The following is a 17,772-nucleotide window of genomic DNA, read 5'->3' as shown; positions in this document are numbered from 1 at the left end:
TCAGAGCTCCCCCTCGAAGCGGAACAAGGCAAGGCTGCGTTCGCGTTCGTTGATCGCGAGTTTGCGGTTGATCGGGGCTTGCGCACGTGAGGCGCAGTTGCGGCGTTCACAGAGGTAACAGTTCAACCCGATGTCCGTCGGTTCGGTGCTCCCGAGATCGAGCCCGTCGGCATAGACCAGACGCGCGGCATAGGAGAGGTCGCATCCCAGACCGATCGCATGTTTCTGTGCCGGTGCATTATAGGTGCCGCCCACGCGGGTCACGGTGCGGGCAATCGACAGGTAGCTTGCGCCCTCCGGCATGCGGATGATCTGGGTCTGGACCTGTTCGGGGGTCTCGAAAGCGCCATGGATGTTCCAGAGCGGGCATGTGCCACCAAAGCGCGAAAACGGGAAACGGCCCGCGCTGAAGCGTTTGGAGATATTTCCCGCCCGGTCGATCCGCACGAAGAAGAACGGCACGCCGCGCGCGTCGGGCCGTTGCAGGGTGGACATCCGATGGGCCACCTGTTCGTAACTCGCACCAAAGCGGTGACCGATCAGTTCGATGTCGTAACGTTCTTGTTCGCAGGCGGCGAGAAAGCGTTTGTAAGGCATGAGCAGGGCGGCGGCGAAGTAATTTGCGAGGCTGACACGGGCGAGGCTCTGGCAGTCTTCGACAAAGCCCGCGTCCGCCATCACCGTATCCATCAGGCCTTCGTGTTCGAGGCGCGCGATCAGAACTCCCATCTGAAATCGTCGACTGCGTTGGGTGAGAAGCTCGGAGAGCATCAGCTCCTTGCGGTGCGGGTCGTAGCGCCTGAGCGCACCGCTCATGACGCTGGCCGGAAGGATGCGCACGCGGATGCCATGGCGTGTCAGCCGTTCGGTGAGGGCGACATGCGGTTCCTCGCGATGCAAGGCCATGTCGGTGGCCTGAGCTTCGGCGGCCTCGTCAATCGGTGCGATGTAGTTGCTGTTGGCGTAGAACCAGTCGCGCACCCGCTCCACCGGGCGCGCGATCTGGCCCAGCACTTCGACCTTGTTGCGATCCGTGAGCGGGTTCTCGTCGGTCTGGCTGCGCATCATGGCGTCGGTGTGCTTGCCTTGCAGACGCACCAGAGCTGCGGCGATCCGGGGCGAAGCTTGCAGCACGGCGTCGATCTCGCTTTTCGGCAGGCGCGGCAGTTCGAGCGCCGGGTCTTTCAGCACCGCCTCGAAATCTGCCGTCAGTTGCGTGTCGATCTCCGGGGCCAGCTCTGAGATGTTCATGTCGTAGACCTGTGCGAGCTTCATCAGAAGTTTCGCAGAGGCCGGGCGCTGATCCGTCTCGATGAGGGTGATGTAGCTGGCGGAGACATCGAGCTGCGCCGCCATCTGCGCCTGTGTCAGCCCAAGCGATTTTCTCAGCACCTTGAGGCGGTTTCCGATGTTCAGTTTGACGCCTTTCTGGCTCATGCCTTGCTTCTCCCGTTTAGCTCAGTGTGCCGTTTCTGGCGTGACAACATTACAAATCGGCCATGAAAATAGTTACAAAAATTACAATATAACCATTTAATAACAAATAGATAATGATATTTTTTATGACATTACTAGTCTAACTACAGGAATCGCATACCGATGCATACAAAACATTGAACCGACATGAGGGAGGTGCCCATGGCTCTGGATCTGACACACTCGAAGGCGTTTGTGCTGCGCGATGTCGCGGGGGCGGAACGCGTTTTGACGCCGGAGGCGCTGGAGTTTCTCATCGCGCTTAATGCCGCATTCGCGACACCGCTGCGCACGCTTTTGGCCGCCCGCGCCTCGCGCCAGCACGGCTATGACACAGGCCATCTGCCGGAATATTTGACCGAGACCCGAGACATTCGGCGCGGAGACTGGCAGGCGGCGGGCGTTCCGGAAGCGCTTCAGGATCGCCGCGTCGAGATCACCGGGCCGGTGGACCTCAAGATTATGATCAACGCGCTGAATTCGAGCGCAAAGGTTTTCATGGCGGATTTCGAGGATGCCTCTGCTCCGCGCTTCGATGTGATGGTTGCGGGGCAGGTGAACCTGATGGATTACCGTGACGGCACGCTGGCTTTCGACGATCCGAAAACCGGCAAATCCTACCGCATGGCGGAACAGACCGCGACGCTGATCGTGCGCCCGCGGGGGCTGCATCTGGAAGAGGCCAATGTGCTGATCGACGGCCAGCCGATGCCCGCCGCCTTGTTCGACTTCGGCCTGTCGTTGTTTCACAACGCGCATGAGCTTCATAACACCGGACGGGGGCCGTTCTACTACCTGCCGAAGCTGGAAAACCATCGGGAGGCGCGGCTTTGGAATGCGATTTTTGTTTGGGCGCAGGACCGGATCGGCCTGCCGCAGGGGACGATCAAGGCGACGGTGCTGATCGAAACCCTGCGCGCCGCCTTCGAGATGGATGAGATCATCTGGGAGTTGCGCGATCATATTGCCGGGCTGAACTGTGGTCGCTGGGATTACATTTTCAGCTATATCAAGACGCTGCGCGCGCATCCGGAATACAGTCTGCCGGATCGGGCGCAGGTGACGATGGACAAGGCGTTTCTGGCGACCTACGCCGCACGGCTCGTCAAGGTCTGTCACCGGCGTGGCATTCACGCCATGGGTGGCATGGCGGCGCAAATCCCGATCAAGAACGATCCTGAGGCCAATCAGGCAGCGTTCGACAAGGTTCGCACCGACAAGCTGCGCGAGGTGCAGCTGGGCCATGACGGTACATGGGTGGCGCACCCCGATCTTGTGCCCGTCGCAATGGAGGTCTTTGACCGCCATATGCCGGAGGCCAATCAAATCAAACGCCCAAGGCAATATTACCGCATCGACGAGCACAAACTTCTGGAACCGCATCGGGGCACGGTCACCGAGGCAGGGGTGAAGATGAACATCTCGGTCGCGCTCGAATACCTGTCGCACTGGCTGTCGGGCAGGGGCGCTGTGCCGATCCACAACCTGATGGAAGATGCGGCCACCGCCGAGATCAGCCGCGCGCAGCTCTGGCAATGGATATGTCACGGGGTGGAGGTTGCGCTGGCCGGAAGCGGTACGCGCAAGATGGACGCCGAGTGGTTCGGCAAGCTGTTGCAGGCGGAGGTTTCGGACATTCTCGACCGGATTGGCCCGGCTGGGTTCCACCGCGGGCATTACGCCTCTGCGCTGCGCCTCTTGCACGAAGCGGTGACGGCGCGCGAGATGCCCGATTTCATCACGGTCCCGGCCTATGACGTGTTGAACGCGTTCGACTGATGGACCCGATTACACAGCTTTCCCCCTTTGGCGGGCCGCTCCCCAAGCGCTTGCCCGCCTGTCTGCTCAAACTGCCACAGAGAGGATATATCATGGCACAGCACAAAACCTATGCCGAGCTGCGCAAGGATCTTGAAGCCCGCTACCCGGGCGGCCGGACCGCAGGCGGTGTCACCATCGACGACATCATTCAGCTCAGGATTCAGAACACCTATGACACCCATCTCGACATCGCCCGCGACATGGCCACCGTCATGCGTGCCGATATGGCCGCCTATGATGCGGATGCGACGAAGTTCACCCAGTCGCTCGGTTGCTGGTCCGGGTTTCATGCTCAGCAGATGATCAAGTCCGTGAAACGTCTGAACGGCACCACGAAACGCACCTATGTCTATCTCTCCGGCTGGATGGTCGCCGGGCTGCGCAACACATGGGGCCACCTGCCGGATCAGTCCATGCATGAGAAAACCGCGGTGGCGGACCTCATTCGTGAGATTTACACCTCGCTGCGCCAAGCCGACGAGGTGGCTTTGAACGATCTGTTCAAGGAGTTGAAGCTGGCGGCGTCTGAGGACGAGCGCAACGCCGTGATCGCAAAGATCGACAGGTTCGAGAGCCATGTCGTGCCGATCATCGCCGACATCGACGCAGGTTTTGGCAATGAGCATGCCACCTACCTTCTGGCGAAGGAACTGATCAAGGCCGGGGCTTGCTGTCTCCAGATCGAGAACCAGGTGTCGGATGCCAAGCAATGCGGCCACCAGGACGGTAAGGTCACCGTGCCACGCGAGGATTTCATCGAGAAGCTGCGTGCCTGCCGTCTGGCTTTCGAGGAACTGGGCGTCGATGATGGCGTGATCGTCGCCCGCACCGACAGCCTCGGGGCCGGTTTGACCCAGAAAGTGCCGGTTTCTGGGCACCCCGGCGATCTGGCGTCCGACTATATCAAATGGCTCGACACCGAACAGATCACCGAAGAGAACCCGATCGCCGAGGGCGAGCTGGCGCTCTATCAGGGCGGCGCGTTCGTGCGTCCGCGCCGTCTGCCGAACGGGCTTTTCCCGTTCAAGCCGAACACCGGGCGCGCCCGCGTGGTCGAGGATTGCATCGCGTCGCTGTCGCAGGGCGGGGCCGATCTTTTGTGGATCGAAACCGACACGCCGAACGTGGATGAAATCGCCGGTATGGTGAATGAAATCCGTGAGAAAGTGCCGAATGCGAAACTGACCTACAACAACTCGCCGTCGTTCAACTGGACGCTCAATTTGCGCAAACAGGTCCGCGATCAGTGGATTGAAGAAGGCAAGATCAAGGAGGCCGATTACCCGGCGGGCAACGAGCTGATGAAGGCCGATTTCGACGACACCGAGCTTGGGCTTGAGGCCGACAACCGTCTGCGCAATTTCCAGTTCGACATCTCGACGAAAGCGGGCGTGTTCCACAACCTGATCACGTTGCCGACCTTCCACCTCACCGCGAAATCCATGGACGAGCTGAGCCAGGGCTATTTCGGTGAGGACAAGATGCTGGCCTATGTTTCGACCGTGCAGCGTCAGGAAATCCGTCGCGGCATCTCTGCGGTCAAGCACCAACACGAGGTCGGTTCTGACCTTGGCGATACGTTCAAGGAAATGGTCGGGGGCGAACGGGCGCTGAAAGCGGGCGGCGCGGCCAACACCATGAACCAATTCGCGGCGGAATAGGGCCATGAATGCGTAGCTTCGGTGCAGTTTAGAATGCGCACCTTCGGTGCGACGAACCCATTCGCGGCGAAATAAGCTGCAAAGAGACGGCCGCCGGGTTGATTGAGGGGTCTTTCTTCCCGGCATCCTCCGTGCCGCTCCGGGTTTCCGGGGCGGCGCTTTTCATTCACCGGACCATGGTGGACGTGCGCTTGATCTGCCAGATGCGTCGGAAGAAGGCGGCGAGGAAGGTTGCGGTTTGCACGAGGACGATGGTCGGTGCAGGGGCGCTGTCGAGCCAGAAGCTCGCGTAGACGCCGCCCAGCATGGCGGTCACGTTGATGGCGGTGGCGGTCAGAAGCATCGCCGAGAACCGCCGCACGAGGAGAAAGGCGATGGCGCCGGGAGCGATCAGGAGCGCGACGGCGAGGATCAGCCCGGTGGCGGTGAGCGTTGCGACGATGGTGAGCGAAATCGCGGTCAAAAGCCCGTAATGCAGCATCTGAACCGGCAGGCCCGAGGCACGGGCCTGTGCGGGATCGAAGGCGTGGAGCATCAGGTCTTTCCATTTGAGCAGGAGTGCTGCGGAGACCACGAGCGCGATGGAGCCCGCTGTCCAGAGATCCTCAGAGCCGACGCCCAGCATGTTGCCGTAAAGGATGTGATCGAGATGCACGTCGGAAGGCGTGGCGACGAACAACACGATGCCGAGGCCGAACATGCCGGAGAAGACGACGCCCATGACGGTGTCCTGTTTGACGCGGCTGTTCTGGGCCAGATAGCCGGTGGCGAGCGCTGTGACCATGCCTGCGGCGAAGGCGCCGAAAATGAGCGGCAGGCCGAGGATATAGGCCAGAACCACCCCCGGCAGGATCGCATGGCTGATCGCGTCGCCCATCAGCGCCCAGCCCTTGAGCACCAGAAAACAGGACAGAAGCGCGGTCGGAATGGCGACGAGGACGGAGATCAGAAAGGCGTTCTGCATGAAGCCGAACTGGAAGGGCATCAGGAGCGTGTCGATCATTCGGAAACGTCCTCCACAAGGGCGGCGCGGGCCTTGGCCCTTGCGGCCCAAAGCCCGTGTTTCGGGGCAAAGGTGAAGGCCGCAAGGAAGATCAGTGTTTGCAGGCAGACGATGATGCCGCCGGTTGCGCCGTCGAGGAAATAGCTGATGTAGGCGCCCGCAAAGCTTGTGAGCGTGCCGATCAGAACCGAGGTCACGATGAGGCGCGGGAAGCGGTCGCAGAGCAGGTAAGCCGTGGCCCCCGGAGTGACCACCATGGCAACGACCAGAAACGCGCCGACCGTTTGCATCGCGGCGACGACGGAGGCCGACAGCAGCACGAAGAACACGGCTTTCAACAGGCGCGGACGCAGCCCGATGGTGCGGGCGTGGGACTCGTCGAAGAACACCACCATGAGGTCTTTCCACTTGGCCAAAAGCACCGCGAGGGAGAGAAAACCGATCAGCGCCAGTTGCAACGTGTCCTCTGGTGTGATGGCGAGGATGTTGCCCATGGTGATCGTGTCGACCGAGATGGCCATCGGATTGAGTGAGACCATGAAGAGGCCGAGGCCGAAGAAGGAGGTAAAGATCATCCCGATCACCACGTCGATCTTGAGGCCTGAGCGTTCCGAGAGAAACAACATCGCGGCAGCGGCCAGCCCGCCCGACAAAAATGCGCCCAAGGCGAAGGGGAGGCCCAGCATGTAAGCCCCCGCCACGCCGGGGACGACGGAATGCGACAGCGCGTCGCCAATCAGCGACCAGCCCTTGAGCATCAGGTAGGAGGACAGAAAGGCGCAGACACCGCCAACGAGGGCCGAGACCCACATGGCATTGGTCATGTAAGTATATGTGAAAGGCTCAAGCAGGATCATTTTCTGCCTCGTCAGCAGGTTTTGTCTGCACCTTCGTCTGGCTGCCATAGCGCACCAGAGGCCGTTCATCGTCCGTGAGAATGGTGACATGGCGCGGGTCGTCATCGTCATGCAGATCGGTGCCGCTCAAGGTGAACTGCCGCAGCACGCCGCCAAACGCAAGCTCAAGGTTCTCGCGGGTAAACGTCGTCTCCGTCGGCCCGTAGCCCAGCACCGTGCCCTTGACCAGGACCGTGCGGTCACAGAATTCCGGCACGGAGCCGAGGTTGTGGGTGGAGACCAGCATCACCCGGCCCTCAAGGCGCAACTCCCGCAGAAGCGCGATGATCTGTTCCTCGGTTTTCACATCGACGCCGGTGAACGGCTCGTCCAAGAGGATCACCTGACCCTCCTGTGCCAAAGCGCGGGCGAGGAACACGCGTTTCTTTTGCCCGCCGGACAGCTCGCCGATCTGGCGTTGGCGATAATCCAGCATGTTGACCCGCGCGAGCGCCGCCTCCATCGCCGCATGATCCGCCTTCGACGGGCGACGCAGAAAGCCCATGTGGCCATAGCGCCCCATCATCACCACGTCCTCGACCAGCACCGGGAAGGACCAGTCGACCTCCTCGGATTGCGGTACATAGGCGACGAGGTTTTGGCGCAGCGCCTCTTTGACGCTCATGCCCAACAGGCGAATGTCGCCCTGCGCCACGGGGACAAAGCCCATGATCGCCTTGAACAGCGTCGACTTCCCGGCGCCGTTGACGCCGACGAGCGCCGTCACCGTGCCGCGCGGAATCTCAAAGGTGGCATGGCGCAGCGCCGTGTGGCCGTTGCGATAGGTCACCGTGACGTCGCGGGCCGAAATCCCGTCTCCCGCCTCAACACTTTGCGCGGGGCTGCCGTTCTGCATCATCTTGCCTTTCATATATCCGGCGAAGGGGAGGGGGCGCTCAGTTGCGCCCGGCTTCAAGCCCATCCACCACGGTTTCCGCGGTCACGCGCAGCAGGTCGAGGTAGCTCGGCACCGGGCCGTCCGGCTTCGACAGGCTGTCGACGTACAGCTCGCCGCCATAGGTGGCCCCGGTTTCTCGCGCGACCTGTTCGGCGGGGGCGGTGTTTACCGTGCTCTCGCAGAAGACCACCGGGATGTCGTTGTCCTTGACCCCGTCGATCACCACGCGCACCTGTTGCGGCGTGCCCATCTGATCGGCGTTCATCGGCCAGAGATAAAGTTCCTTCATGCCGAAATCGCGCGCGAGATAGGAAAACGCACCCTCACAGGTCACGAGCCAGCGTCGATCCTCCGGCACCTCGGCCACGCGCGCCCGCAGAGGCTCCAGCGTGGCGCGCAGCTCATCCTTGTAGGCGACCGCATTGGCCGCATAGGTCGCGGCGTTAGAAGGGTCCTGAGCGGTCAGGGCTTTTTCTATATTGTCGATGTAGATCAAGGCATTGTCCAACCCCATCCAGGCATGCGGATTGGGTTTTCCCTGATAGCTGCCAGAGGCGATGGAGATCGGATCGATGCCGTCCGAGAGTGTCGCCGAGGGCACGTCGCCGAGGTTGGACAGGAATTGTTCGAACCACTGTTCGAGGTTCATCCCGTTCCACAGGATCAGATCGGCGTCCTGCGCGCGCACGATGTCGCGCGGCGTCGGTTCATAGCCGTGAATCTCTGCGCCGGGCTTGGTGATGGACACCACATCGGCGGCATCCCCGGCGACGTGGCTGGCCATGTCGGCGAGGACCGTGAAGGTGGTGACGACCTTCAGGCGGGCGTCATCGGCAAGCGCCGGCGCGGCCATCAGGGCGCTGAGGCCCACGGCGCCAAAAAGGCGGGGGATGGGTGAGGTCATGGGGCTTCCTGCCATTTATATTAATGATAGTCATTCTCAGAATTATTGTAAGTGATAACTATTCGCAACTGTTAAGTGTGATGAGAATGGTTCTCACCTTGTTGTCGAAATACGAAGCTTGGGTTTAAGAGAGGCCACGGACATATCGGAAGGCAGAGCCATGTGTGCCGAGGTCATAGATTTTGCGCGCGCCCTGAACGTGGCTGGCCTGCGGGGCACGCAACAGCGCATGGCCGTGATGTCTGTGCTCATGGAGGCCCGCGCGATCACCCGAATCCCGACGATCTTCTGGCGCGGGCCAGGGCGGAGGATGCGTCGGTTTCCCGGCCGACGGTGTATCGCACGCTTGCCGCGCTCGAAAGGCGGGGCTGATCGGGGCGCGAAAGATCACGTAAGCTTTCAGTCCCCGGAATAGGGGGCGAAACGTGATTGGGCCGGATCGGTCGCCAGCGGGCGCCCGACCATGGGAAAGGCGCGTTGCGGGCAGGCCGGGCGTTCGCAGACCTTGCATCCGGCTCCGATCGGTGTGGCCAGATCTGGATTGCGCAGATCCAGTCCACGGGCATAGACCAGTCGGTCGGCATGGGCGAGGTCGCAGCCAAGCGCCACGGCAAAGCGTTTTCGCGGTGTGCCATAACCGCCTGCGCCATGTTCAACGGTGCGGGCGACCCAAAGGTAGCTGCGCCCATCGGGCATCTGCGCCACCTGGGTCAGGATTTCGTCGGGCTTCGAGAAAGCTTCATAAACGTTCCACAGCGGGCAGGAGCCACCGAACCGGGAGAAGTGGAAATCCGTCGCGCTCTGGCGTTTCGAGATGTTCCCGGCCCGGTCCACCCGGATGAAAAAGAACGGCACGCCGCGTGCTTCGGGGCGTTGCAGCGTGGAAAGGCGGTGGCAGGTGGTTTCGAACCCCACGCCAAAACGTCGCCCGAGGAGTTCGATGTCGTAGTGCAACTCCTCCGCCGCGCCAAGAAAGGCGCGATAGGGCAGGATCAGCGCACCGGCGAAGTAGTTCGCGAGACCGATGCGCAGCAAGTTGCGCGCTTCGGCGCCTTCCATCCCGGCCTCCTCGACGAGGCGGTTCAACGTGTCGGATTGCTCCAGAAAGGCCAATTGCGTGGCCATCTGAAACGCGCGCTGCCCTGCATTCAGATGGGCTGCGAGATGGAGGATGCGGGCGCTTTCCTCGAAGCGACGAAGGCTCCGTGCCTCCGCATCGAAGGCGATGCGCAACCCGTGTCGACCGGCGAGCCGGTCGGTCAGCCCTTCGGCCATGCGACCATGCGGCAGCCCGTTGCCGATGTCTTCCGCTGCGCGATCGAGGTCGGGAATGTAATTGCGATGCTCATAGAAATAGTCGCGGACGGCTTCGAAGGCGGTGGGAGTGTTTCCGGTCGGTGTGTCGCCGCTGAGATGTCCGCTCAGAATGTCCATGCGCTCCGACATGTCCCGAAGCCGCGTTTGCATGGCGACAATCGTTCGGGCGATGCCGGGCATATTGGCGGCTATTTCGCGCACTTCGGCGAGCGAGGCACCGGCGCCCTGATCGGCCAGAGCAGCGCGAAGATCGGTGATGATGCGGGCCTCTTCGCCGCTGGAGAACATCTGAACATCGAGGCCGAATGCGGCGTTCAGTTTGATCAGCACGGGCACGGTCAACGGGCGCTGATTGTGCTCCATCTGGTTGAGGTAGCTGGGGGAGATGTCGAGCGCACGCGCCAGCGTGGCCTGTGTGATGCCACGCTCTTCGCGCAGGCGTTTCAGGCGAACCCCCATATAAGCTTTTTTCATCGCAATGCTTTCCTTCGGCTTCGGCAAGGGACATTAACAAACTTCGCAAATTTGCCATCACATGTTGGCAAAACTATGCCTTTTCAGTAGTTTATATCTAATTCTGACCTGTGAAAAGATGGCTTTGCTAATCTTGTAAATATCCCAATCTCAGGCAGACGCACATGGCCCAGCCCGACACAGATCCGCAACGGACCGACCTGAAAACGGTCATGGTCGAAATGATCTTTCCGGATCAGTCCAATCATTACGGCACCCTGTTCGGGGGCAATGGTCTGTCGCTCATGGCCAAGGCCGCTTTCGTCGCGGCAACGCGACGGGCGGGCGGTTCCGTGGTGATGGCGCGTTCGGAGCGGGTGGATTTCACAACGCCGGTTCAGGTCGGGGAGCTTCTGGAACTCACCGCCGAAGTGATCCGCGTCGGGCGATCTTCCATGAGCGTCATGGTTCATGGCGTGGCCGAGGATCTGAGTACGGCCCTGCGCCGTGATGTCTTGTCGGGACAATTCGAGATGGTGGCGGTGGATGACACCGGGCGCCCGCGCCGCATTGGGGCCGCGCGCACGCAATCCGCTGTGGAGGAGACGACTATTCAAGGACAACAGCATGAAACTGCATGAGGTGCGGAGCTATAAATCCGCAGAACACCTGCCGCGCGAAGATCAGCTTGCGTGGAAAATTTCCGAAGTGGCCGCCGATCCGGTTGCAGTGGAGGAGGACGTGGCGGAGATGATCATCAACCGGATGATCGACAACGCCGCGGTCGCCGCCGCCTCGGTGGCCCGCCGACCCGTCGCCTCCGCCCGTGCACAGGCGCTCTGCCATGCCTATGCGCAAGGTAAAATCTCGGGGGCGACGGTGTTCGGGATGTCCTCGGAGACGCGTGTCAGCCCGGAATGGGCGGCCTGGGCCAACGGTGTTGCAGTGCGGGAGCTGGATTTCCACGACACGTTTCTGGCTGCGGAATATTCTCATCCGGGGGATAATATTCCGCCGATCCTCGCGGTGGCACAGCATTGCGGGCTGTCCGGCAAGGACCTGATCCGCGGGCTTGCGACGGGCTATGAGATTCAGGTCGATCTGGTGAAGGGCATCTGCCTGCATGAGCACAAGATCGACCATATCGCCCATCTCGGACCGTCGGCGGCGGCCGGGATCGGCACGGCGCTGAAGCTGCCGGTGGAGGTCATCTTTCAATCGGTGCAACAGGCGCTGCATACCACGACCACCACGCGCCAGTCACGCAAGGGCGAGATTTCGAGCTGGAAAGCCTATGCGCCCGCCTTTGCCGGGAAAATGGCGATTGAGGCGGTGGACAGGTGCATGCGTGGCGAGGGCGCGCCGAGCCCCGCATGGGAGGGCGAAGACGGGTTCATCGCCTGGCTTCTGGGCGGCCCGCAAGCGGTCTATCATGTGCCGCTGCCGGAAAAAGGCGAGGCGAAACGTGCGATCCTCGACACCTATACCAAGGAGCATTCCGCCGAATATCAATCGCAGGCTCTGATCGATCTGGCCCGCCGGATGCGTGACAAGGTGGGCGATTTGAGCAAGGTGAAATCCATCCTGATCGAGACCTCGCACCATACTCATTACGTGATCGGCACGGGGGCGAACGATCCGCAGAAAATGGACCCGAATGCCTCGCGTGAGACGCTGGATCACTCGATCATGTATATCTTCGCGGTCGCGCTCGAAGATGGCGGTTGGCATCATGTCGCATCTTACACGCCGGAGCGGGCCAAGCGTCCCTCGACCGTGGCGCTCTGGCACAAGATTTCGACCGCAGAGGACCCGGAATGGACGCGGCGCTATCATGCGCATGATCCGAAAGACAAGGCTTTTGGCGGGCGGGTCACGATCACGCTGGAAGACGGATCGAAAATTGTCGACGAGCTGGCGATTGCCGATGCCAACCCGCTGGGCGCACGGCCTTTCACGCGTCCGAATTACGTCAAGAAATTCCTGACCCTGTCCGATGGCGTGATCGCGCCCGAGGAACAGCAGCGCTTCCTCGACACGGTGGAAAACCTTGCCGATCTGAAAGCAGACCAACTGCATGGGCTGAATTTCACCGTCGCGCCGGAACAGCTTGGGGACCCGCGTCCCAAGGGAATTTTCGACTGGAGTTAAACGGCATTTCAGGCCGGTGTGATGGGAGGAGACATCATGAAAGGTTCCGTTCAGAAACCGAAAAAATCCGTGGCGCTTTCGGGCGTCACGGCAGGCAATACCGCGCTGTGCTCTGTCGGGCAAAGCGGCAATGATCTGCATTATCGCGGCTATGACATTCTCGATCTTGCGGAGAGTTGTGAGTTCGAGGAGGTTGCGCATCTTCTGATCCATGGCAGCCTGCCATCTGCCGCAGAGCTTGACGCCTACAAGGCCAAGCTCAAGGCGCTTCGGGGGCTGCCGAAAGCGGTGCGCAAGACGTTGGAAGCGATCCCGGCGGCGGCGCATCCGATGGATGTGCTGCGCTCCGGGGTCTCCGCCATGGGCTGCGCCTTGCCCGAAGCGGCCGATCACAACACCCCCGGCGCGCGCGACATCGTGGACCGGCTGATCGCGGTGCAGGGCTCGATGCTCCTCTACTGGTATCACTACGCCCAGAACGGGCGCCGGATCGAGGTCGAGACCGAAGACGACAGCATCGCCGGGCATTTCCTGCATCTGTTGCATGGCAAGCAGGCCAGCGAGGACGAGGTCCGTGCCATGCATGTCACGCTGAACCTCTATGCCGAGCATGAGTTCAATGCCTCGACCTTCACCGCGCGCTCCATCGCAGGCACCGGGGCGGATGTCTATTCCGCCATCACGGGGGCGATCGGCGCGCTCAGGGGACCGAAGCATGGCGGCGCCAACGAAGTCGCCTTCGAGATTCAGAAACGCTACGAGACGCCGGAAGAGGCCGAGAGCGACATTCGTGCGCGGGTGGAGAACAAGGAGGTCGTGATCGGGTTTGGCCATCCGGTCTACACGGTCTCCGATCCGCGCAATGTGGTGATCAAACGCATCGCCCGGCACCTGTCCGAAGCGGCGGGGTCGATGAAAATGTACGACATCGCCGAACGGATCGAGGTCGTGATGATGGGGTCCAAACGCATGTTCCCGAATCTCGACTGGTATTCCGCCGTCTCCTATCACCTGCTCGGTGTGCCGACGGCGATGTTTACACCGATTTTCGTCATTGCCCGAACCTCGGGCTGGGGCGCGCATGTGATCGAGCAGCGGATCGACAACAAGATCATCCGTCCCTCGGCCAATTATATCGGCCCCGAAAACCGCCCCTTCCTGCCGCTCGGCCGGCGGGGCGTCGACTTTCCCAGAGCCGCGGAGTGATGCCATGACCTATTTAATTGCAGACGATCTGCCCGAAGAAAGTGCCGGTCGGCGGTTTCGCAAGGCGCTGAATGAACCGGGTATCCTGAGGCTTCCGGGCGCGCATAACGGTCAGTCCGCGCTTCAGGCGAAGGCGGCCGGGTTCGAGACGCTTTATCTCTCGGGGGCGGCCATGACCGCTTCCATGGGGCTGCCGGATCTGGGGATCATCACCGTCGACGAGGTGGCGTTTTTCATCCGCCAGATCGCCCGCGCCTCCGGCTTGCCGCTTCTGGTCGATGGCGATACCGGCTATGGCGAGGCGCTCAACGTCATGCATATGGTGCGAACTTTCGAGGAGGCTGGTGCCGGGGCTGTGCATCTCGAAGATCAGCTCTTGCCCAAGAAATGCGGCCATCTGAACGACAAGAAACTCGCCTCCGCGTCGGATATGGCGGCGAAAGTGGCGGCGGCGGCGAAAGCCTCGCGCGATCTCGTCATCATCGCCCGCACCGATGCGGCGGCTGCCGAGGGTATCGAAGGGGCCGTGGCGCGCGCCAAGCTCTATGTCGAAGCGGGCGCCGATGCGATCTTTCCGGAGGCGCTGACTTCGGTCGAGATGTTCAAGGAGGTGCGCGCGGCTTTGCCCGGTGTCAAACTTCTCGCCAATATGACCGAATTCGGACGCACCCCGGCGCTCACCGCCAAGGCGTTCGAAGAGCTGGGCTATGACATGGTGATCTGGCCGGTGTCCTCGCTCAGGGTTGCCAACAAGGCGCAGGCCAAGCTCTACACGGCGCTTGCCCGCGATGGGGCCACGACGGCGATGATCCCGGAGATGCAGACCCGCAAAGAGCTTTACGAGACCATCGGGCTGAACGCATTCGAAGCGCTCGACAGCTCAATCGCGGCTTCGGTTGCGCCGGAGTGGGGGGCTGAAATCGACTGACTTTGTCACAGGCGTGTCGGGGGCAGGCTCGCAACTTCGGAACAGATCGGCACGTTTTTCGCCAGCCTCGTCCTCGGAGAGGCTGGCGATGGTCTGTGTCCGTGATGTGCGCTCGCGTCCTTGTCCGTGCGCCAATTGGGCTGCTCCCTCATCGTATCGGCAGAAAAATTCCGTGGTACAGGTCACGGGTTATAGGTCACGGGTCCTTTGTCAAATCACCGCGCTGGCGACGCTTCGATATGCGCTGCCGACGAGTGTGAGGGCTTTTTCTTCGCTTTGTGCCTGAGCATAGATCCGAAACTCTGGCGCATTGCCGGAGGGGCGCAGGTGGAGCACCTCGCCACTTTTGAAATCGACGCGCAGCCCGTCCGTGAGATCGGTGTTGGCGATATGGCCGAAGGGGGCGAAGAAGGCGGTTCGGGTTACGTCGTCCCGGATCAGGGCGTCGAGAAAGGTTTTGGCCTTTTCGGTGTCGATGTTCTGGATGCGATCTGCGGCGGTGAAACACGGGGGCAGGGAGGCCACCAGTTCCGCAAGGGAAGCCCGGGCCTTTTTCGCCGCGACGAGCGGGGCGAGGATCGGCAGCATGCAATCGCGGGTCGGCAGGGGCGGGAGCGGGGTCTGAAGCCGGGCTTGGAAGCCCAAAAGGAAGCCGCCGTTCGCCTCGAAGCCTACGACCTCGGGATGGGTTGCCCGAGACATTCCCGCGATGACGAAGGGCGAGCCGATCCGGGTCAGGATCACCTCGTCAAATTCCGGGAGACGGCGCACCATGTCATTGGACGACACCGGCGTCACAACAGATTTTGCGCCCAGAAGACGCGCGGTCAGCACGCCGAGAATATCGCCGGGGATGACCTTGCCATGGCTGTCGGTCAGCATGGGGCGATCGGCATCTCCGTCGGTGGAGGCAATGGCATCGAGGCCGTTCTCTCGACACCATGAGCGCAGCCTGTCCCGGGTCACGGGATCGACGGCTTCGGTGTCGACGGGGATGAAAGTGTCGGACTGGGCCAGAGGCACACTTTCTGCGCCGAGGCCGCGCAAGATCGTTTCCATCGTGTCACGGGCGACGGAGGAATGGCGATAGACGCCGACCCTGAGACCTTCGAGTGCGCCCGCGCCGAAGGCGTCGACATAGCGCGCCACATAGAGGGCTTCGGCGTCGTGCGCCACGCGATACTCACCTTTCGCCTTGCCCTTGTACCGCGTCTTGTCCGCATAGGCGGCGGTGATGGAGGCTTCATCTTTTTTGGAAACCTCTCCTTCGGGCAGGTAGAATTTCAAGCCGTTGCGATCGGCGGGGATATGGCTCCCGGTGATCATGATCGCGGGGGCTTTGGCGGCCATGGAGGAGAGCGCCAGTGCGGGCGTGCCAATCGCGCCGCAATCGACGACATCGACCCCAGCCGCCTGTGCCGTGTCACGGATCACCCCGGCGATCCCGGGCGACGATGGGCGCAGATCACGTCCGATATAAAGCGTTTCGGGTCGCACGGTGCTCAAAAACGCATGGACGTATTCCGCGACGAGCTCATCGGTCAACTCGGTCACAAGACCGCGCAAACCGCTGGTGCCGAATTTTGGGGGCATCCCGACTTATCCTTTCGCTCCCTGACCGCGGGCATAGACATCTTCGTAGCGGATGATGTCGTCTTCGCCGACATAGGAACCGGTTTGTACCTCGATGAGAACCATTGGGACTTTGCCGGGGTTTTCCAGCCGGTGCGCCGCACCGAGCGGGATGTAGACGGACTGGTTCTCGGTGATGATCTGGATTTCGTCATCGACGGTCACGCGTGCAGTGCCCTCGACCACGATCCAGTGTTCGGAACGATGGAAATGGCTTTGCAGGCTCAGCACGCCCCCGGGGTGAACGTGGATGCGTTTGACCTGAAACCGTCCGCTTACAACCAGGCTTTCAAACCAGCCCCAGGGGCGGTGGTCTTTCGGGAAATGCGTGGCCTGCGCAGCCCCTTTTGCCTTCAGCGCGACCACGGCTTTTTTCACGTCCTGCGCGCACGACATGTCGGCCACCAGAACTGCGTCGTTCATGGCGATGGCCATAATGTTCTTCAGGCCGATCCCGACCACTTCGAGATGTGCACTGTCCGAGCGGATCAGGCTGTTTTCACAGTCTATGGCTGTGGCTGTACCCGCGGTGACAACACCGTTCTCATCGGGGCCGGATGCGCGCCAGACCGCATCCCAGGCGCCCAGATCCGACCAGCCGCCATCAAAGGGGACGACCGCGAGATTGTCGGCTTTTTCCATGACCGCATAGTCGATGGAAATGTTTTCGGCTTTCGCCCATGCTTGCGGGTCGAGACGCAGGAAGCCGAGGTCGGCCTGAGCTGCCCCGACAGCGTCTGTCACCGGAGGGGTCAGATCCGGTGCATGTTGCGCAAAGGCTGCGATGATGTCACAGGCCTTGAAGAGGAAGATTCCGGCATTCCAGAGAAATGTCCCTGCCGCAAGCATCTCGGCGGCATGGGCCGCGTCGGGCTTTTCCACGAAGCGTTTGAGGTCGACAGCCGTCTTGGAGGCGTCGGGCTGAGAGGCCAACTCAAGATAGCCATACGCGGTTTCGGCATGGGTCGGCTTGATCCCGAAGGTGACGAGTTTGCCAGCGTCGATCGCGGCAAGCCCTTTTTCAATCGCGGCATGGAAGGCGTCCACATCGGGCACAACGTGATCCGAGGGAGCCACCAACATGATCGCGTCGGGGTCTTTGGCCGCAAGATGAAGGGCAGCGGCCAGAATGGCGGGCGCTGTGTTGCGTCCTTCGGGTTCGATCAGGATCGCGCCCGGGTCAATGCCGATTTCCTGAAGTTGCTCGGTGACGATAAAGCGAAAATCGGCTCCGGTGAGAATTGTCGGCGCTCCGAACTGCAAAGCTCCACCGGTCCCGCTGAGCCGTTTGGCCGAGGCCTGAAACAGTGTTTCCGTGTTGATCAGTGGCACGAATTGCTTTGGATAGCTTTTGCGTGACAAGGGCCAAAGTCTCGTACCTGAGCCGCCGCATAAAATGACCGGGAATATCAGTGGCATCGTTACT

The 17,772-nt window shown here is 61.4% G+C and carries 14 protein-coding genes; 6 read left to right on the top strand and 8 right to left on the bottom strand.

Annotated elements, in window-relative coordinates:
- A complete protein-coding gene (locus V1471_RS11220) occupies window positions 1-1,437 on the bottom strand; it encodes a helix-turn-helix domain-containing protein (protein WP_434288795.1) in 1,437 nt (478 codons plus the stop codon).
- A 201-nt stretch (window positions 1,438-1,638) separates the two neighbouring features.
- Between V1471_RS11220 and aceB the strand changes: the two genes are divergently transcribed.
- Window positions 1,639-3,255, top strand: a complete 1,617-nt coding sequence (aceB, locus tag V1471_RS11215; RefSeq protein WP_434288794.1) for a malate synthase A — start codon at window positions 1,639-1,641, stop codon at window positions 3,253-3,255.
- A 92-nt stretch (window positions 3,256-3,347) separates the two neighbouring features.
- Window positions 3,348-4,958: an isocitrate lyase gene (locus V1471_RS11210; protein ID WP_434288793.1), complete on the top strand. Its 1,611-nt coding sequence runs from the start codon at window positions 3,348-3,350 to the stop codon at window positions 4,956-4,958.
- A 166-nt stretch (window positions 4,959-5,124) separates the two neighbouring features.
- Here V1471_RS11210 and V1471_RS11205 read toward each other — a convergent pair whose 3' ends face one another.
- The 5 genes from V1471_RS11205 to V1471_RS11185 all read right to left on the bottom strand — a co-directional run bounded on the left by V1471_RS11205 (window position 5,125) and on the right by V1471_RS11185 (window position 10,450).
- Window positions 5,125-5,961, bottom strand: a complete 837-nt coding sequence (locus V1471_RS11205; RefSeq protein WP_434288791.1) for a metal ABC transporter permease — start codon at window positions 5,959-5,961, stop codon at window positions 5,125-5,127.
- Complete coding sequence (locus V1471_RS11200) at window positions 5,958-6,818, bottom strand: metal ABC transporter permease (protein WP_434288790.1); 861 nt, start codon at window positions 6,816-6,818, stop codon at window positions 5,958-5,960. The genes V1471_RS11205 and V1471_RS11200 overlap by 4 nt, the downstream gene beginning before the upstream one ends.
- Window positions 6,805-7,728, bottom strand: a complete 924-nt coding sequence (locus V1471_RS11195) for a manganese/iron ABC transporter ATP-binding protein (protein ID WP_434288788.1) — start codon at window positions 7,726-7,728, stop codon at window positions 6,805-6,807. The genes V1471_RS11200 and V1471_RS11195 overlap by 14 nt, the downstream gene beginning before the upstream one ends.
- Window positions 7,729-7,753: 25 nt before the next feature.
- Window positions 7,754-8,659, bottom strand: coding sequence for a metal ABC transporter substrate-binding protein (locus V1471_RS11190; protein WP_434288787.1), 906 nt, complete (start codon window positions 8,657-8,659; stop codon window positions 7,754-7,756).
- A gap of 399 nt (window positions 8,660-9,058) precedes the next feature.
- Window positions 9,059-10,450, bottom strand: a complete 1,392-nt coding sequence (locus V1471_RS11185; RefSeq protein WP_434288785.1) for a short-chain fatty acyl-CoA regulator family protein — start codon at window positions 10,448-10,450, stop codon at window positions 9,059-9,061.
- Window positions 10,451-10,614: 164 nt separating this feature from the next.
- Here V1471_RS11185 and V1471_RS11180 point away from each other — a divergent pair, with 164 nt between their 5' ends.
- The 4 genes from V1471_RS11180 to prpB are packed head-to-tail and all read left to right on the top strand — an operon-like array spanning window position 10,615 to window position 14,714.
- A complete protein-coding gene (locus V1471_RS11180; RefSeq protein WP_434288783.1) occupies window positions 10,615-11,070 on the top strand; it encodes an acyl-CoA thioesterase in 456 nt (151 codons plus the stop codon).
- Window positions 11,057-12,580, top strand: a complete 1,524-nt coding sequence (locus V1471_RS11175) for an MmgE/PrpD family protein (protein ID WP_434288781.1) — start codon at window positions 11,057-11,059, stop codon at window positions 12,578-12,580. Before V1471_RS11180 ends, V1471_RS11175 begins: the two co-directional genes overlap by 14 nt.
- A gap of 36 nt (window positions 12,581-12,616) precedes the next feature.
- Window positions 12,617-13,786 carry a bifunctional 2-methylcitrate synthase/citrate synthase gene (gene prpC / locus V1471_RS11170; protein WP_434288780.1) on the top strand — a complete coding sequence of 390 codons (1,170 nt, stop codon included), beginning with the start codon at window positions 12,617-12,619 and terminating at the stop codon, window positions 13,784-13,786.
- A 4-nt stretch (window positions 13,787-13,790) separates the two neighbouring features.
- A complete protein-coding gene (gene prpB / locus V1471_RS11165) occupies window positions 13,791-14,714 on the top strand; it encodes a methylisocitrate lyase (protein ID WP_434288779.1) in 924 nt (307 codons plus the stop codon).
- A 210-nt stretch (window positions 14,715-14,924) separates the two neighbouring features.
- On the opposite strand, the gene V1471_RS11160 is transcribed toward prpB, so the two are convergent.
- Together V1471_RS11160 and V1471_RS11155 are read right to left on the bottom strand one after the other, a co-directional pair.
- Window positions 14,925-16,307, bottom strand: a complete 1,383-nt coding sequence (locus V1471_RS11160; RefSeq protein ID WP_434288778.1) for a phosphomannomutase — start codon at window positions 16,305-16,307, stop codon at window positions 14,925-14,927.
- Window positions 16,308-16,313: 6 nt separating this feature from the next.
- Window positions 16,314-17,765 (bottom strand): mannose-1-phosphate guanylyltransferase/mannose-6-phosphate isomerase, encoded by a 1,452-nt coding sequence (locus tag V1471_RS11155; protein ID WP_434288776.1) that lies wholly within the window; start codon window positions 17,763-17,765, stop codon window positions 16,314-16,316.
- Window positions 17,766-17,772 lie beyond the last annotated feature (7 nt).

Origin of the sequence: Celeribacter sp. SCSIO 80788, assembly GCF_051054295.1 — a bacterium.
Taxonomy (GTDB): Bacteria; Pseudomonadota; Alphaproteobacteria; order Rhodobacterales; family Rhodobacteraceae; genus Celeribacter.
The sequence above is the reverse complement of the archived record's forward strand: the minus strand, read 5'-3'. Positions and strand labels throughout refer to the sequence as shown.

Excerpts from the sequence above, each read along its gene's own strand:
- V1471_RS11180 (WP_434288783.1), top strand. The coding sequence starts at position 10,615 with ATGGCCCAGCCCGACACAGATCCGCAACGGACCGACCTGAAAACGGTC.
- prpC (WP_434288780.1), top strand. The coding sequence starts at position 12,617 with ATGAAAGGTTCCGTTCAGAAACCGAAAAAATCCGTGGCGCTTTCGGGC.
- V1471_RS11155 (WP_434288776.1), bottom strand. The coding sequence starts at position 17,765 with ATGCCACTGATATTCCCGGTCATTTTATGCGGCGGCTCAGGTACGAGA.
- V1471_RS11220 (WP_434288795.1), bottom strand. The coding sequence starts at position 1,437 with ATGAGCCAGAAAGGCGTCAAACTGAACATCGGAAACCGCCTCAAGGTG.
- V1471_RS11175 (WP_434288781.1), top strand. The coding sequence starts at position 11,057 with ATGAAACTGCATGAGGTGCGGAGCTATAAATCCGCAGAACACCTGCCG.
- V1471_RS11160 (WP_434288778.1), bottom strand. The coding sequence starts at position 16,307 with ATGCCCCCAAAATTCGGCACCAGCGGTTTGCGCGGTCTTGTGACCGAG.
- V1471_RS11200 (WP_434288790.1), bottom strand. The coding sequence starts at position 6,818 with ATGATCCTGCTTGAGCCTTTCACATATACTTACATGACCAATGCCATG.
- aceB (WP_434288794.1), top strand. The coding sequence starts at position 1,639 with ATGGCTCTGGATCTGACACACTCGAAGGCGTTTGTGCTGCGCGATGTC.
- V1471_RS11195 (WP_434288788.1), bottom strand. The coding sequence starts at position 7,728 with ATGAAAGGCAAGATGATGCAGAACGGCAGCCCCGCGCAAAGTGTTGAG.
- V1471_RS11210 (WP_434288793.1), top strand. The coding sequence starts at position 3,348 with ATGGCACAGCACAAAACCTATGCCGAGCTGCGCAAGGATCTTGAAGCC.
- prpB (WP_434288779.1), top strand. The coding sequence starts at position 13,791 with ATGACCTATTTAATTGCAGACGATCTGCCCGAAGAAAGTGCCGGTCGG.
- V1471_RS11205 (WP_434288791.1), bottom strand. The coding sequence starts at position 5,961 with ATGATCGACACGCTCCTGATGCCCTTCCAGTTCGGCTTCATGCAGAAC.
- V1471_RS11185 (WP_434288785.1), bottom strand. The coding sequence starts at position 10,450 with ATGAAAAAAGCTTATATGGGGGTTCGCCTGAAACGCCTGCGCGAAGAG.
- V1471_RS11190 (WP_434288787.1), bottom strand. The coding sequence starts at position 8,659 with ATGACCTCACCCATCCCCCGCCTTTTTGGCGCCGTGGGCCTCAGCGCC.